The 15,636-nt window shown below is 49.4% G+C and carries 11 protein-coding genes and 1 pseudogene; 5 read left to right on the top strand and 7 right to left on the bottom strand.

Going from position 1 to position 15,636, the window contains the following annotated elements; all coding sequences use genetic code 11:
• Positions 1-8 precede the first annotated feature (8 nt).
• The 4 genes and pseudogenes from ABWH99_RS12290 to ABWH99_RS12275 all read left to right on the top strand — a co-directional run.
• Positions 9-821 (top strand): annotated as a pseudogene (locus ABWH99_RS12290) (sulfatase-like hydrolase/transferase); the annotation flags it as partial.
• 110 nt (positions 822-931) lie between these two features.
• Positions 932-1,396, top strand: coding sequence for a sulfatase/phosphatase domain-containing protein (locus ABWH99_RS12285; protein WP_375582146.1), 465 nt, complete (start codon positions 932-934; stop codon positions 1,394-1,396).
• Between the two features lie 725 nt (positions 1,397-2,121).
• A complete protein-coding gene (locus tag ABWH99_RS12280) occupies positions 2,122-4,074 on the top strand; it encodes a hypothetical protein (RefSeq protein WP_375582145.1) in 1,953 nt (650 codons plus the stop codon).
• A 6-nt stretch (positions 4,075-4,080) separates the two neighbouring features.
• Complete coding sequence (locus ABWH99_RS12275) at positions 4,081-5,763, top strand: hypothetical protein (RefSeq protein WP_375582144.1); 1,683 nt, start codon at positions 4,081-4,083, stop codon at positions 5,761-5,763.
• Here the strand turns inward: ABWH99_RS12275 and ABWH99_RS12270 are convergent.
• The gene (locus ABWH99_RS12270; RefSeq protein WP_375582143.1) at positions 5,745-7,004 is read right to left on the bottom strand and encodes a glycosyltransferase; all 1,260 of its coding nucleotides are present in this window, start codon (positions 7,002-7,004) and stop codon (positions 5,745-5,747) included. The genes ABWH99_RS12275 and ABWH99_RS12270 overlap by 19 nt on opposite strands.
• A gap of 130 nt (positions 7,005-7,134) precedes the next feature.
• On the opposite strand from ABWH99_RS12270, the gene ABWH99_RS12265 reads away from it, so the two are divergent.
• Positions 7,135-7,722, top strand: a complete 588-nt coding sequence (locus ABWH99_RS12265; protein ID WP_375582142.1) for a tRNA-(ms[2]io[6]A)-hydroxylase — start codon at positions 7,135-7,137, stop codon at positions 7,720-7,722.
• A gap of 8 nt (positions 7,723-7,730) precedes the next feature.
• On the opposite strand, the gene ABWH99_RS12260 is transcribed toward ABWH99_RS12265, so the two are convergent.
• From ABWH99_RS12260 to ABWH99_RS12235, 6 genes are all read right to left on the bottom strand, one after another.
• Positions 7,731-8,759, bottom strand: coding sequence for a 3-hydroxyacyl-CoA dehydrogenase family protein (locus ABWH99_RS12260; protein ID WP_375582141.1), 1,029 nt, complete (start codon positions 8,757-8,759; stop codon positions 7,731-7,733).
• A 55-nt stretch (positions 8,760-8,814) separates the two neighbouring features.
• Positions 8,815-9,891: a Gfo/Idh/MocA family protein gene (locus tag ABWH99_RS12255; RefSeq protein WP_375582140.1), complete on the bottom strand. Its 1,077-nt coding sequence runs from the start codon at positions 9,889-9,891 to the stop codon at positions 8,815-8,817.
• Positions 9,892-9,993: 102 nt separating this feature from the next.
• Positions 9,994-10,815 (bottom strand): DUF1080 domain-containing protein, encoded by an 822-nt coding sequence (locus ABWH99_RS12250; RefSeq protein WP_375582139.1) that lies wholly within the window; start codon positions 10,813-10,815, stop codon positions 9,994-9,996.
• A gap of 12 nt (positions 10,816-10,827) precedes the next feature.
• Positions 10,828-13,950 (bottom strand): PVC-type heme-binding CxxCH protein, encoded by a 3,123-nt coding sequence (locus ABWH99_RS12245; protein ID WP_375582138.1) that lies wholly within the window; start codon positions 13,948-13,950, stop codon positions 10,828-10,830.
• Positions 13,951-13,952: 2 nt separating this feature from the next.
• Positions 13,953-14,846 (bottom strand): phytanoyl-CoA dioxygenase family protein, encoded by an 894-nt coding sequence (locus ABWH99_RS12240; RefSeq protein WP_375582137.1) that lies wholly within the window; start codon positions 14,844-14,846, stop codon positions 13,953-13,955.
• A 16-nt stretch (positions 14,847-14,862) separates the two neighbouring features.
• Positions 14,863-15,621 (bottom strand): DUF1080 domain-containing protein, encoded by a 759-nt coding sequence (locus tag ABWH99_RS12235; RefSeq protein WP_375582136.1) that lies wholly within the window; start codon positions 15,619-15,621, stop codon positions 14,863-14,865.
• Positions 15,622-15,636 lie beyond the last annotated feature (15 nt).

The following is a 15,636-nucleotide window of genomic DNA, read 5'->3' as shown; positions in this document are numbered from 1 at the left end:
AACCAAATATGCTAATTTCTATGAGTTGGATGCTAAAAATCGTCTCCGGATTCGCTGTCATTTTCTGCCTTTCTTCCGCCCAACTGTCAGGCCAGACAAAACCAAATGTTCTGGTAATTCTTACCGATGACCAAGGATATCTGGACCTGGGTAGTTACGGATCGACCGATCTCGCGACCCCCAATATCGACCGTCTCGCCCAAAAGGGGATTCGTTTTACCCAGTTTTATGCGGGAGCACCGGTTTGCTCCCCATCGCGAGTAGCGTTATTGACAGGTAAATACAATTTTAATGCGGGACTTTTCGGCAATGTGGCCCCACCTCACCAGGATCCAGAGGGAAAATCGGGGCTGCCCAGCAGTGAAATCACCATGGCAGAAGTGTTTCGCTCGAATGGATACCGAACAGCACTCATCGGAAAATGGCATTTGGGCCACACGGCCGATAAACTTCCCAATGGGCAGGGCTTTGACTATTTCTTCGGGCACCAACGAGGGTGCATAGACAATTTTTCTCATTTCTTTTACTGGAGTGGGCCAAATCTCCACGACCTGTACCAAAACGAGCAGGAAATCCATCGACCTGGGGAGTTTTTTGGTGACCTCATGGTAGAGGAAGCCAAAGACTTCATGAATCAGGAGTCGGAAAAGCCGTTTTTCATTTACTGGGCAATCAATATGCCGCACTACCCCTATCAGGGAGATCCCAAGTGGCTGGAGCACTATGCCGGGCTGGAAAGCCCACGCAAGGAATACGCTGCCTTTGTGTCAACCATAGACGATTTGGTAGGCGATGTGTATGCGCATCTTGAAGCGATTGGTGCGCTGGATAATACCATCGTCGTGTACCAATCCGATCACGGTCACAGCGTGGAGGAACGGGCCTTTTTCGGGGGGGAAATCCCGGTCCTTTTAGCGGAGCAAAGTTTAGTATGCTGGAGGGAGGCATCCGCGTACCTGCCATCATTAGCTATCCAAGAATGTTGCCCGAGAACGAAATCCGGCACCAGTGGGCAAATAGCATCGACTGGATGCCGACCCTCACGGAAATCGCCGGGGTCGCTCTCCCCCACAATAACCGGATTGACGGCAAAAGTTTGCTCCCGCTCTTGATGGATGCCCGGATTTCAAGCCCTCATGAAACCATGTTTTGGGGAACGGGCATGCCAGAAAATGAAAACCACCCCTGGGCCGTGCGAAAAGGTCCCTGGAAACTGCTGGGCAACCCGAGCGATCCCACAGGTAAATTGCACTTCGATGAAAAGGACAAACTCTACCTCGTCAACCTGGAATCCGACTCAACGGAGGTAAACAACCTGGCTGCCATGCATCCGGAAAAGACAGCCGAATTGCATTCCCTTTACAAGGATTGGATCGAAACGGTAAAAAATAAATGATACGCCGATTACGGTGAGAAATCAGGCCGACGCAGCGCAGGATCGTTTCGCAGAAAACCGACTTTCAAAACGTATTGGTTTACAAAAGAGAATTCAGAAAGTGGTAGTGAACAGCACATTCGTTTGGCAGCGATGAAAAAAATGGCCTTGGTCTGATCAATAGACAGGTAAAAATCTAGCATGTCTCGATTATACCAACCCCGATCATTTTGGTAACTTTTCACTCTTTCCATGGACCTGATCAGCTCTACCGATTCACTTGCGTGCCTACCTGTCCTTTGCGCCAAACTACACGATCAGGAATATGTCTTAAAACAGGGGGCTTTGCCTGGCCACTGGGATGTCCCCGTTTTAGGACGACAGGCGAAACGAATGCTGCATCAAATCCTCAAAACCGGCGAGCCTACCAGCGAATAGGTTTGAACCTGGCGTGCGAATCAAAAGTAGCTAGACTTTGGGAAGAGAGCCGTGGATCCTTCGATCCTGGGGCAGTGAATCAGGGTTCACTTTGCCGTCGGTGAAGTCTTTCTTCCGATCAGTAAAGGAAAGATGTAGAAACCGGGACGAAAGGTCAGAAAATGTTGGTTGGAAACCTGGGAGGTTTTACGAATAGAATTCTTGATCCTACCGGTTTTTTATTTGAATTATTTGTGCTAAATTAACTTGCCATGCGTTTGGTAACGACTAAGAAAAAACACATGCCCAAAAATCATCGATTAGCGACATTGATTTTATTCCTAGGTTCCACCTTGATTTGCGGCCAATTAATTGCACAACCCTGTCCAGAAACACTTTTCGAACAAACCGGGGAGGCCAACTACCTGGACATCCGCGCACCGGGTGGAGGAGATATACGTATTCCCCTTCCTGAGGTACAGGTTTTTCCTGGCGGAAAAGAAAGGATTTACATATTACTCCCCGATGTGGTTACTTCACTGGGGACCCCGATTATCCAATGGAATGAGCTGGTGCTAAAAAAGCCGCTAAACTCAGCAGCAAACTGGCAAGGCTCCCTGGACAGGGCTTCCTTTTTCGATACCAGTTGCCTTCCCCGTTTGGAAGCAGCAAATTTTGGTGATGCCAGTTCACAGGATAATTTTCTGTATGCAACAGAAAACAACAGGGTCACGGTTAAAGGTACCGTTGCCTTTGCAGCCGTAGATGGTAAGCAGCTGGTGTTGCATTTGGATGTGAGCGCTCAGGAGATTCCCAGCCCGCTAATCAATGATCTGGATGGAGAGGTTTTCACGAGCAACGGGCCCCTGACCATCACTTCCGGAGAAATCAGTTATTTCCCCAACGAGCACCGGCTGCAAGGCTCAGGTTTCGCCGAGGGAGAAAACTTAAATCAGCGGTTCGAATTTGAAGTCAATGGCTACATGGGAAGGCCAGGGATTTTTGTTGTGAACGAGGGTACGGAAAGGCAGGATGCATTTTATATTTACCGCATTGAGGGAGACCCGAACGTGGAACTCACGGTGAGAAAATACGCTCCCGGAACAAAATTGCTTGCCTCCAACTCTTTTTTTGAGCCCATTCCCTTTAGCGTTGATCCACTGGATTTTGATAAGCTGACCTTGCTCGGCACCTACCATAGCACGGCCCTGCTGATCGACCCAAAACCAGTGGCCATTCAACTGCCCCTCCAGAACCAGGCCTTCGAAGGGAAATCGCCAGATATTGAGCAGGTTAGAAGTTTTTCTACACCACTCCAGGTTTCTCCGAAAACCTGGGCGAGTAATGTTACGTTGTTCGTCGAAAACTTGCCGGTATGGAGCCTCCAATGGGATGAGCAAACTGACCCGGAAAAAAGCATAAAAACCATCAGGCTGAAACAGCGTCAAGAGGAAGCAGACAGCGAATTTCCGGAAGTTAGGCAGCGGCTCAGCTACCAGCAGGTGGAGCGAATTAACGAAGGCTTCATGGAGATTTTTAAAAATTTTGACGATGCCCAGGACACGTTGAAATTGAAGACCTCAATTTTAGCACTTTTTGAAGAAAACAGGCTTTCTACGACTGCCACCACAGCAGATTCGTTTGAGGATTTTCTGGTAACTACCGTTACTGCATTCAGGGAAGCTGAAAAATACGCCCTGTATACCAGTTCCGGGGAATCCGTGCCTGCACTGGATGCGAACGCGCTTGCATTATTGCCGATCGAATTAACGGTGGACGCCGAAACGGGCCTTCCCCTTTCCAGGTCCTTTTCCTACAAATCGACCCAAATGAAAATCGACTACGAAGCGGATAGCATCCTCCTCACCGTAGCTAACGAGCGCCAGGGAACACAACTGTTGAGATTGCCCAATTCGTCCCTACTCGATATTTATCAGTTTTTCGGGACATTGACCCAGCTACCGCTTGCATCCGATTACCAGGCAAACCTGGCATTCTTTGACCTGATTCCCAATGAAAAATCTCATTTTGGGGTGGACGGATCTGAACGGGTTCTGGTGGCACCTACCTATATTCATACCCGTATCCGGGTGGTGGACGAATTGACCTACCAGGGAACAGCTGCCTTTAAATTGGACGTTCAATTCAACGGGCTTAGCAACCCCTTTTTTGCGGAAAACTACGAGGAGGATTTCACCGGCACTTATTATGTCACACGATCCTTTCCCCACCAGATTATCAAAGCCACCTTTAATCAGGGATTAACCCTTCAATCCGAATAACCGACCATGCACCAAACTCCGTTGAGAAAAAGTTTATTCATTGATTCCGTTCTTTCCTTTGTTATGGTCGCGCTAAGCGTTACTTTTTTTCCCGCTTGCCAGCCAGCAGTCAATGAACCCAACAAAATCGAGCTTTCCGAGGCGATGGAAAACGGATACCTGGCCCATGAAGGTTACACACGCAGCCTTTCGTTTGTATACGATTGGCTTACCTATGCAGACCCCAAGACTGGTTTGATCCCGAGAAACCTGGACGGCGGTCTGGATATCTGGAATGCGCAGGATGCGGCAGCGGACAATTACCCCTTCATGGTCCTGACCGCTTCTATTCTTGATAAGCCATTGTACGAAGGCAGACTTGCGGAGCTACTGAAAACAGAAAAACGACTTACCAATCGGCTGGACCGACTTCCTGACACCTACTCGTTTTCAAAAAATGGGTTTGACCAGGAGGAAGTGAACAAAGATGCCATCATTTTTGGAGCCTCCGAATACGTCAAAGATGGATTACTCCCTTTGACTGAATACATCGGAAAAACTGCCTGGTCGGACCGCATGCGGGAAATCCTGGACGATATCTGGAAAAACGCCTCCTACGAAACGCCCTATGGTACCCTTCCATCGCTGAATGTGGAGGTAAACGGGGAATTGCTGCAAGTACTTTCCAGAGTATATTGGATGAGCGGAGACGAAAAGTACCTGAAATGGGCCCTCCGGCTGGGCGATTATTATTTGCTCGGCGAACAGCATCCTACCGATAATTTTGAGGTACTGCGCCTTCGTGACCACGGCTGTGAGATTGTATCCGGACTTTGCGAATTGTACCTCGCCACCGCCTTTGCCGCCGAAGACAAAAAAAGTGCCTACCAGCCCGCTATTTACCGCATGTTGGATCGGATTTTGGAAGTAGGTACCAACGAACACGGACTCTTCTATAATCAAATCAATCCAAAGACCGGAGAAGTGCTGGACGAAGGAATTGCCGACACCTGGGGATATACGTTCAATGCCTACTACAGCGTATACCTGCTGGATCAATACGAGCCCTACCGCCAGGCAGTAATCCGGGCCCTGGAAAACCTGGACAACTATGCCTATTACGACTGGGAACGGGGAAGCTCGGACGGCTACGCAGATGCGATCGAAAGTGCGTTAAATTTGTATAACCGCGAGCCACTGCCGCAAACCAAGACATGGATCGATTCTCAGATACAGCACATGTGGTCACTTCAGGATTCCGCTTACCGCCCCGGCACCGAGGCCTACCGGGGAAACGGGGTCATCGAAGGATGGCACGGCGACGGGAACTTTGCGCGAACTACCTTAATGTATTGCTTATGGAAAGCACAGGGAGTAACCGTCGAACCCTGGCGTCCCGAATTGTACCTGGGAGCCGTGGCCAACCCCTCGGGCGTACTGGTATCCTTGCTTAGCGAGGAAGACTGGGAGGGAAAAATCAAATTTGACCGGGCGAGGCACCGGTACATTTTCCAATTGCCCCTCGATTACCCCCGCATCAACCAATTTCCGGAATGGTTTGTGGTGGCCCCCGAGAAAAAGTACAGGGTTACTTTTCCCGTAGGAGACACTTCCGGCATCTACCGAGGCGAAGAACTGCTGGCCGGATTGGAACTGAGTCTGGAAAAAAACCAGCAAGTTTCCTTGATCATTCAGCCCCTTGAGGAGTAGAGACCATCCATTTCTCTGTACCAGTTGAGTAGATCCACGTTGTTCCCTACTCCGGAAGTGCCCTGAATCCTTTCCCGCAATTGTTGCGCAGCGCGTGCAACGGGCAGGGATGGGTACGCATTATCCCGTAAATAATGGGTAAACTTGAGTACCAGAAAGCCGTCGAACCATTGCCAGAATTTTTTCAAAAACGAAGCTTCTGAGTTCGACTGATTCTTTATGCGTAGCACTCGTTCGGTAAACTCCACCCTCTTCAGTAGAGGCTGAAGCACTGCAGGAAGCTGCCATTCCTCCGGTGCCTGCAGGTATAGAAATGGGATTTGGCGGAAGAAACCCTTCAGGCATTCGTAACAATCGGGATGATAGCTGGATTGGGATTCCTTACCTGCTGCTAAATAGTCTACCTGCGCTTTCCCGGTGCCAAAAGGAACGCGATCCGAGGCGCGACAAGAAGGATACACACGGGCCTGCAGGTAAGCAAACGCAGCCACTGGTAACAGTTTGTGCATGAAATAAAAATCTTCACCCGCTTTCCGGGTATTCATTCCACCCGATCGGGCGTAAGTGGCGGCCCTTACGGCCATGCAAGAGCCAACGGTATGTCTGGCAAAAGGATAGCCGGCCCAAATCAATCCCTGGATATAGCACCGTAAGTGAAGCTCGTAATCGACGATACCTGCGGCCAGTAGGCGATCCGGTTCTTTTTCGTACCGATGTTCAAACTGAAAGTGAGCCAACCCTAGAGAAGGGTGTTCAAACGCCTTTTCGGCAACTACAAAGTATTCCTCAGAAACTTCACAGTCGGCATCCAGACAAAGAATGGGACCATTTCTGTTCAGCTTCCCCCAGCGCTGAAGGGCTTCGTCCATACCAATCTTCCTGGCGAGACCGGCCCCGGCTTTTTTTGGGTGCAAGGACTCCTCTCGAATGAGTTTTAAGGAAAGAAAGTGCCCGGGGTGCCTGAGTCGCCATTCCTGGATCTGTTGAAGGCAATTCGCATTGGTTTCCAGGTCAGAGGTAGCCGCATCTTTAGAGGCATTTACGACACAAATCACTTCAACTGTCCCCCCAGGCGGAAGGCATTTGCCTAGAGAGTCCAGGGTACGATCGATCGCGGGCTCCTTGAAGGCAGGAATGACCAGCACCAAACACAAATCGTGCGAGGGCATTTCCTCAAAGTAGGGCTCGTTTACCAAAAAACGCTGGGTATATGTGGCGATTGCAGACTGTAGCGAGGGCATGGGCAATAGATTTGTAATGATCCGAAAAATACGAAAAAGCAGCAACAGATCGCCTTGGAATTACCGGTGGATCCGGTAAATTGAAAAAGATCTCGTATTTTTGGCTCATGTAAAAAATTGAAAAACGTCGATGAAATATTCCATTGATTTAAAAATACCTTCTTCTCAAGCCTGGCTCGATGCCGTCATGGCTGATTTTGACGCCTTTTTACAAGACCATGCCGACTGCGAGCGAAAAGCCTCTGCCATGGCTACTTCACTGATTGCCAAATATCCAGACCGTGTGAAAATCATCCCAGACATGATCGAAACGGCGATCGAAGAATTGGAACATTTTCATCAGGTATTTGCCCTCATGCAGCGAAAGGGAATCCCATTGAATAAAGAAATGAAAGAGGACCCCTACCTCAAGCGGCTAATGCCCCTTACCCATGGAGGAACGCAGGAAAGTAGGTTTCTGTCCCGCATGCTTCTCGGCTCCATCGTAGAATGCAGGGGATGCGAACGATTCCGTATGGTTTCGGAGGCTCAAGCCGACGAAGAATTGAAAAAGTTTTACAAAACGCTCTGGACTTCGGAGGCCAAACACGGGAATATTTTTGTGGCGCTTGCCCTGGAATACTTTGACGAAAAAACCGTATACGACCGCTTGCACGAGATGATGGAGTATGAAGGAGAGGTAATCCAATCCTTGCCTATTGCGCCGGCGTTACATTAGCCCGGATCTCAGGACTGGCTTTCGGATGCCGGATTTCGGGATTGGGCTGCTTTTTTTTCCTCCAATTTCCGCCGTGCAATATCTGCAGGATATTTCTGCGTAAGTTCCCGTATCTCGTAAGAAAACTCTCCGTAAAGTTCCTTCCAGATAGCCACTTCCTCCTCGGAATAGGTATAAAAACCGCGCCCGTTTGCAATGCCCCGCCCTCCGGCATCTACGATGTCATTGATGACCTTACCTGGTGCAGCATCGTTATTTAGCGTGGGAAAAAGATCGTTCATCACCTTACGGTAAGAGGCAATTCCTGTAAAATCCATCCAACGGAACACGCCCATCATGGGTAGGAAATATCCGGCGACATTTCTGCAGGCTCGATCCACGTCTTCCACGGAAGCATAGTCCTTGTCCACCAAATGCATGGCCTCCCGGTACATGGCATACATAAGCCGATTGGCAATAAATCCCGGAAGGTCCTTTTTAACCAGGACCGTTTCCTTTTGCCACAATTCCCCCAGATTGTAAAGGAATTGGGCTTTTTCCAAATCGCTGTCCTTGCCACATATCACTTCCAGAAACCGGGTCGTATACGCCGGCTCCATCCAATGCAGGCCAAAAAACCGATCCGGATGACTCACAAATTGCTGCAATTCGGAAATTGGAATAGCCGAGGTATTGGTGGTGATCAATGTTTTTTCCGATACGATCGCGTCCAGAGTTTGAAAAACCGCTCCCTTTATCGACTTGTCTTCCTTGATGGATTCGATAATCAGTTTGCAGTGTTTCAAATCGGACAGCTCCGAAGATGCAGAAAACCGCTTTAAATAATCCGAGACGTCACCCTGAATGAGTCCTTTTTCCAAAGCCAGTTTGAAGTGGTCTTTGACCCGTTTGGCGCCTTCCTCCAGTGCCCCGGGAACCAATTCAACGCCCGTAACCGGGTGCCCGGCCATTAGCATACAAGCAGCTATACTACTTCCCATGAGTCCAAGACCAATGATTCCAACGGGGAATTCTTTCGGATTAAAATCAGTTGACATGCGTTCGTTTTGACTGGTCGAAAAAAAAGAAGGCATTGAAGCCTCCTCTGAAAGTTTATAAATGCACCACTTTTCCTGTTCGTACCGATTCGTCACAGGCAAAAGCAATGCGCAGGCTATTCACTGCATCCTCCATATGGTCACTCAGGTCGGTGTCTTGATGAATGGCGTCTAGGAAATACTCCTGCTCCCGCTTGCAAAGGGCATTGTGATCCGGTTCATCCCGTAGATCAATCCATTCGTCTTCGTGCGCAAAAGCTTCGTTGGCATCCAGTTCAGAACGATGGTACAACAAGGATTCTGTCTTGGTATGTGCTTCAATGCTGTCGGATTTTCCGGATCCTCCGGCTTCCCGCGCCACGATGGATACGGATCCGTTTGGACCGAATACATCTTTTACAAAAAAGGCGGTTTCGCTGACCATCGGTCCCCAACCTGCCTCGTACCAGCCCACCGAACCATCTTCAAAACGAATTTGCAGGTTACCGTAATTGTAGTTTCCCTCAGGGATTTCTTCCGTTAACCGGGCGCCGATGGCATATACCTGAACCGGTCTGGACCGGGTCATCTGGCACATTACATCGATATAATGTACCCCGCAATCCACAATAGGGCTCAGACTTTTCATTAAATTCCGGTGAAGGGTCCACATTTTCCCTTCGCTTTGCTGATTCAGATTCATGCGCATCACCAGCGGTTTACCCAACTCCTGGCTCACCGAAATAAATTTCATCCAAGAAGGGTGGTGCCTGAGAATATAGCCTACGACCAATTTCTTGTTGTTCTTTTTAGCGGCATTCACCACACGACGGGCCCCCTCCACTGTATCTGCCAGTGGTTTTTCGACAAAAACGTGGCAGCCTCGCTCGAAGGCTTCTACTGCGTAGGTCTCGTGGGTATCCGGATACGTGGAAATACTAACCGCATCAGGCTTGGTAGCATCCATTGCCGCATAATAATCGTCAAAAAGGGCATATCCTCCTCCCAATTTCTCGTTAAGAACTTCCTTGGTCTTCCCACCGGAAACCAAGCCTACTATCTCAAATCCATCCAATTGATGGTAGGCCAATGCGTGGGAAGCGCCCATATTGCCGCAACCCACCACTAATATTTTTATTGATTTTTGGGTCATGCTGTATTCGTTTTTATGACTAGTTTCGTTTTCTATTATTGCCTCGTTTGTAAAAACCGTTTCCAAGTTAAAAAATATTCCCCGAAGCGAGGAACCTCTGAGCTATTTCTTTATTAAAGGGTATAGCGCAATTTCCTTGAACGCAATCGAAGCACCCTCCGACTGTACCTGAATGCGACCAAACCCGGGATTGAGTTGTTTCCCGAAATTTACCAGCGTACCGTTAAGGTAAACCGCCACCTGCCCTTCCCAGGCTTGTATTTCCAATTCGTTCCATTCGCCTACTTTTTTTTCCAAATCCTCACTTCCCCTAAAATCGATGGTATCGGTCCATTGAGGAGACCTTCCATACCAGTTGATCCGGCCACCATGGATTCGTTGGTAATCTCCCTGAGGTGCAAAATAAAGGGCATTACCCGGCTCTTTGTGGACCACCGGCGCGCTGAGTCCAAATGCAGTGGAACCATCCCCCACCACAATAAAATCACCGGTACCCCCTTCGATTATTTGGACTTCAATTCCGTTCATCCAAATCCCATTGTAGCCGCCATCCTCACCCTGCGAATGAATCAGGATCCCGCTATCCCTTGCTTTTGTTTTTCTGTTGCCATAGGTGGCACCCGTCCAGCGAAAATTCACCTTCAAAATAAAATTGTCGTAGGGGTTTTTCGTGGTGATGCAACCCCATTCTTCACCGCTGATATGCAACAAACCGTCCTCCACCCGAAATACCCTTAATGGATCCTGATTCCTTCCCCTACCTTGGATAAAGGTGTACCAGGCATCCAGATTTTCTCCGGAAAACAAGGGAATAAGCGTCCCTCGCTGCCAATTCGTCGGACTGGGTAGCGCTTGACCAAAACCCGGTAAGAAGACAAACAGGGTGAAAACTATAACTGCACATGCAACGAACGATGACTTCATCCTAATAGTGTTTTAGTAAGTATTGGCACGCGTATACATGCCATCGGGTAAAGATTGCAAATAAAGCATCAAATCACTCAATTCCTGAAGGTCCATGGCTTTGTCCAAGCCAGCCGGCATCAAGGATTGGGATACAGGCGTCAGGTTTTCTACTTCTTCTACGAGCACGTATCGCGATGCATCGGGGCCAAGCGCAATTTCATACCTTTCTTTTTCAATGCTTTTGATAATCCCTGTCAGTTGTTGGCTTGACGTGCCCAGTGAAACCGTCTCGTACTCTCGCGCAAAACTGGCAGAAGGGTAAACAATGGCTTCCAATATATCGTGCCGGGAGCGAATTTCTCCAATGTTGGTCAAATCCGGACCAAAAGTTCCTCCCTCACCGGCAACCGCGTGGCAAGTACCACAGGTGCCTTTTCCATAAAAAACCGCCCGTCCTCTGGCTACATCTCCAGCAAGTAGGTTGCTTTCCAGTACTTCCAGCGAAGTCAGGCGGGATCGTTGCGTTTGCTCCAGACTATCCACAATCGCCCATTTTTTCCCGGCAAAGATCTTACTTACCATATCAATAGAAAGCAGGTCCCATGCGTCTTTTCGCTGCAACAAGACTTGCTCCAAGGCAAGCCGTATCTCCGGCTGCTCTGCGTCATTGAACAGTTCCAGAAGCATCGGAAGATTTTCTGAGGATACGAAGGGGAAAACATGCTCCAGGAGCCAATTCAGGCGGTTTTCGTCAGGCGCGATGTCTCTCAAAACCCGGCCAACCAAGGCATGGTGCTGCCGAGCATCCGCCTGCAGAAGTTGCTGAGCAATCCATTGAAATTCGACGTCCTCGATTTTTTGACTTTGTGCGACCAGGGCCTGATAGGCCTTTAGCCTGAGGGAAACAGCCTTTTCATCGGACCGGGAAAGTAGGTTCAATTCCCGGGAGAAGGAGGTACTGTTAATTTGAGAGATAACGCCTAATGTAGCTTCCTGAACGGAGCGATCTCCTTCCCGCAAATACAGGCGCAGGCTATTGTACAGCGGGACCGACGGGTTTTTAGGAGGAAGAGATGCCAGCAAGGACAGCAGCCATTCTCCCCGTGCCGTCCCGAGATTCTTCCTCATTTCTCTTGAAATGTATGCCTGAACCGGCGCCTGATCGACAAAGACCGGCCAAAGTTCCACTACCCGGCCAGGGTCTGTATCCGGTCGGTTGGCCTGAGTTTCCAAAAACGAAACAAAAGCCCGGTGCCATTCCGGATGATTTTTCAACACCCAAACACCTGTTTCCTGTACAGTGGGATCCGATGCGGTCAAATAGGATGCAATCGCTTCCTCCGTTAATAAACTCTTACCTTTTTGATCCAAGGCGATAACGATCGCTTTGTTGAATCCGGATACTGCCAGCTCTTCCAGAAGCAGCGCCTCATTTTCCATCTCAATTAGTGCAAAAATAACTGCATGTTCAAAGAATCGGTCTTCCGGGTAGCGTTTCAAAGCCTGTAAAAGTGGTTGTGTTGCGAGGGGATCCGCGATTTGGCCCAGTGCTACGGCCACTTGTTTGAGTAGCGAAAGGGAAGCAGTTTCTTCCAGGACATGAATCAGTTTTTCACTTGCAGCTTTCAAGTCGCCCATTCCCAATACCCGAGCAGTGGCTGTTTTTACCAGATCACTGGTATCATCCAGGCCGGTATGCAGGGAATTCCAGGCCGTTGCTTGTTGGCTGCGGAACAGTAAAAAAACCGCATTCGCACGAACCCTTTCCTCCGGATGTTCCTGCATCAGCCTTTGTAAAAAGGGAACAGCGAACTTGGGTTTTTGCAGCAGGTAATTCCCGGCTTTTTCGGATACCTTTCGGCGAGGGTCTTCCAATAGCCTTGCCAGCTCACCCACCGAAAGATCATCCCATGAAATCTCCTTTCCCCAGGGATCTGCAAGTTGCTCGGACGCCTCTCTTTTTCGTATTCGGAAAATTCCTCCCGGCACATCCGGTTTGGCAGTGCGGCTCAACGGACAACCCGCAATGAACCAGCCACCGGTATTGACCAGCAGCAAATTACCGTTGGGCTCCTGCAACACATCGGTTGGATGGAAGTCCGGCAATCTACTCTGAAAAAATGGCTGCGCCTCTACCTGAAAAGAGGCGCCCGCGGGAGTCAGGATGCTACGAATGATCCTACCCGTATTGAATTCGGCATGAAACAAGTTACCCTCGAATTCTTTCGAACCACCTGATCCGGTGTGACGCATCAACCCAGAGGGAGAAACCCTGGCCATCCGGTGCATGACCGGCATCAAATCACCGGTGCGGCGTAGTTGATCTTGTGAAATAACCGGATGAGGCTTCGGATACACACCATTTTCAACCCAATGCATGAGCGCGTCCCTGTACCCGCCTTGTGGATCGGTAAAATACGTCATGGTCCCCAAGACTTCCCCGGAGGGTGTAAAAGTCAATTCAACCGCATTGTCAAAACCTCCACCGGCAAACGACTGCAATTGCGAACCGTCGGGCAAACAACGCCATATGCGTGCTCCCGCTCCTTCAAAACGAGTCGACTCTTTGCTGAAAATATCAAAACCCCTACGCGCATCCGCCAGATAAAGCCAGCCATCCGGCCCCATGAACGGACCGCTCAAAATGGCTGCATTGTGATTGAGTTTCCAACCCGATAGCAAAACCTTCCTTTCGTCCGCTACTCCGTCGCCGTCGGTATCGGTAAATTTCATCAGGTTTGGAGAATTGGTAACAATCAGACTGCCGTCCACAAACACGCCTCCCATGGGAAACGAAAGCGAATCGGCGAAGACGGTTCTTTGCTCAAACAGCCCGTCCTCGTCGTTATCCTCCAAAAGAAGGATACGGAAGTCTGGATTTTCTACAATACCGGCAGTGCTCTCGGTTTTACCACTGGATTCCATTACAAAAAGTCTTCCCTGGTCGTCAAAAATGGCAAACATCGGGTACTTCACAAGTCCGGGAAGGGTGGCTTCTTCCATTACGAAGCCATCGGGCAACTCCCAGTCCAGCTGCCGATTACCGGAGGGTTCCCCATCGAGAAAGTTCGCCCAAATCAAATAAACCAGCCCTGCCGAACCCAGCCATAGCAAGGCAGGAATCCATTTTTTCCAACCAGGCCACATCAGCATTTTCAGGAATTTTGATTCATCGCCTCACGCCCTAGCAAGAGGGGAAAAAATTGCCCGGTCAACGGTTCTCCTGGCTGAAAAATGGGTACCCCGGCCAGTAACTCTTGTTCGGTATTGGACCGGGTACCGTCCGCGAACACATTCAAAACAAACGCTCTTCGGGACCGTTCGGATTTGTTTTCGTAGGATCCATGCACCATGAGCGGGTGGTGAAACGTACCGTACCCCTTTTCCATTTCGATGGGAACGGGACGAAATTCCTCTTTTTGTGCGTCGGTAAGGTAATCCATTAGCCCGTCCATATTTCCAGCCAATTCCGGTTTGTCCAACAAGCCCCATCGATGGCTTCCCGGCACGTAGTACACGCAACCGTTTTCGGTATCCGCATCGTCCAGCCCCACCCAGCAGGTAAGGTGCTGCATTGGAACAGAGCGGGTCCAATACGCATAATCCTGATGCCATGCGACCACTCCACCGTGTTTGGCAGGTTTGCAAAACAGCTGATCGTGCCAAAAGCGCACGGATTTATCTCCCAAAAGCTGACTTGCCGCCATTACAAAGGCCGGATTCCATAATATATCGTGAAACCCATTGGTAATGCGCCAATGGCCAAGGGAATGAAACAAGACGGTATTTGGATCCGCCGATTCATTGGACTTAAACTCATAAAACAATTCGTTACCGGGATGGCCGGGATCCGTTAATTCTTCCAGTTCCTTATTTAACACATCCACCTGCCAGGGATCCAAAAGTTTGATGTGAGACAGGTAACCGTTCTCCTCAAAGAACGCGACTTGATCTTCCGACAAGCGGTATTTTTTCCAGTCGTTTTCCGTTTGGGGCCACTCGAAAAGATCGGTGATCAACTCGTGAATCCGGGATAAATCGTTCAACATGGGTAACTATTTGTTATCAATTGGGTAATAAAGGTGCTATTTGTTCCGGGGAAGTAACGCCAGGAGGAAGTGGGGTCACTGTCAGGTTGCGAAAATGGATCGGTGCTCCCTCTGACTCCAGGCAGATATACCCTTTTTTTTGCGTGGACTGACGGATGCCATTCACAAATTTTCCGTTGACGGAAAGCTTGATCACTCCGTCCACACAGACCACCACGTAGGTATTCCACTGCCCTTTGCCAAGGCAGCGGTTTTCAATGGACTTGCTCCTTGTTCCGCGAGGGTTATCGGGAACGGTCTCCACGCCACCCACGCCGAAGAGTTCTCCATGTACGTAAGCAATGGGAGGCAACTCGCCATCGGGCCGTTTATTTTGGTTGACCCAATCCAATTCCAGCATTTGTACTTCTACTCCATCGGGCAACCGGTTTTCCCCAGGTGCAGCTCCGGACCAGACAAAGGTACCGGAATTTCCACCAGCCTCCATGTGTTTCCACTCCACATACATGATAAAATTTTCGTATTGCTCCTCGGAACGAATGACGCCAATCGGCAGACCTTCGCATACCAACTCTTCCCCTTCAAACCGCCAGGTAGCAGGTCCTGTATTGACATCCCTCCAGCGAATGGATTTTTCCTCCGTGGCCCGTCCCTGGATCAGTGCATTTAGGTCTTGCTCCTTTCCAAATTCAAATAGGAATTCCTGTGCCGAAAGGGAGGATGAAAGGAGTAACAGGAAAAGCAAAAATAAAGGTATTCGTTGTTTGTTGTTCATAAAACTGAGTTAAGG

The organism is Cyclobacterium xiamenense (genome assembly GCF_042140265.1).
Taxonomy (GTDB): domain Bacteria; phylum Bacteroidota; class Bacteroidia; order Cytophagales; family Cyclobacteriaceae; genus Cyclobacterium; species Cyclobacterium xiamenense_A.
This window is presented reverse-complemented; position numbering and strand designations above follow the sequence as displayed.

Bases quoted from the DNA above. Each gene is read 5' to 3' on its own strand.
- ABWH99_RS12285 (WP_375582146.1), top strand. From the start codon at position 932: ATGCTGGAGGGAGGCATCCGCGTACCTGCCATCATTAGCTATCCAAGA.
- ABWH99_RS12275 (WP_375582144.1), top strand. From the start codon at position 4,081: ATGCACCAAACTCCGTTGAGAAAAAGTTTATTCATTGATTCCGTTCTT.
- ABWH99_RS12270 (WP_375582143.1), bottom strand. From the start codon at position 7,004: ATGCCCTCGCTACAGTCTGCAATCGCCACATATACCCAGCGTTTTTTG.
- ABWH99_RS12265 (WP_375582142.1), top strand. From the start codon at position 7,135: ATGAAATATTCCATTGATTTAAAAATACCTTCTTCTCAAGCCTGGCTC.
- ABWH99_RS12260 (WP_375582141.1), bottom strand. From the start codon at position 8,759: ATGTCAACTGATTTTAATCCGAAAGAATTCCCCGTTGGAATCATTGGT.
- ABWH99_RS12255 (WP_375582140.1), bottom strand. From the start codon at position 9,891: ATGACCCAAAAATCAATAAAAATATTAGTGGTGGGTTGCGGCAATATG.
- ABWH99_RS12250 (WP_375582139.1), bottom strand. From the start codon at position 10,815: ATGAAGTCATCGTTCGTTGCATGTGCAGTTATAGTTTTCACCCTGTTT.
- ABWH99_RS12245 (WP_375582138.1), bottom strand. From the start codon at position 13,950: ATGCTGATGTGGCCTGGTTGGAAAAAATGGATTCCTGCCTTGCTATGG.
- ABWH99_RS12240 (WP_375582137.1), bottom strand. From the start codon at position 14,846: ATGTTGAACGATTTATCCCGGATTCACGAGTTGATCACCGATCTTTTC.
- ABWH99_RS12235 (WP_375582136.1), bottom strand. From the start codon at position 15,621: ATGAACAACAAACAACGAATACCTTTATTTTTGCTTTTCCTGTTACTC.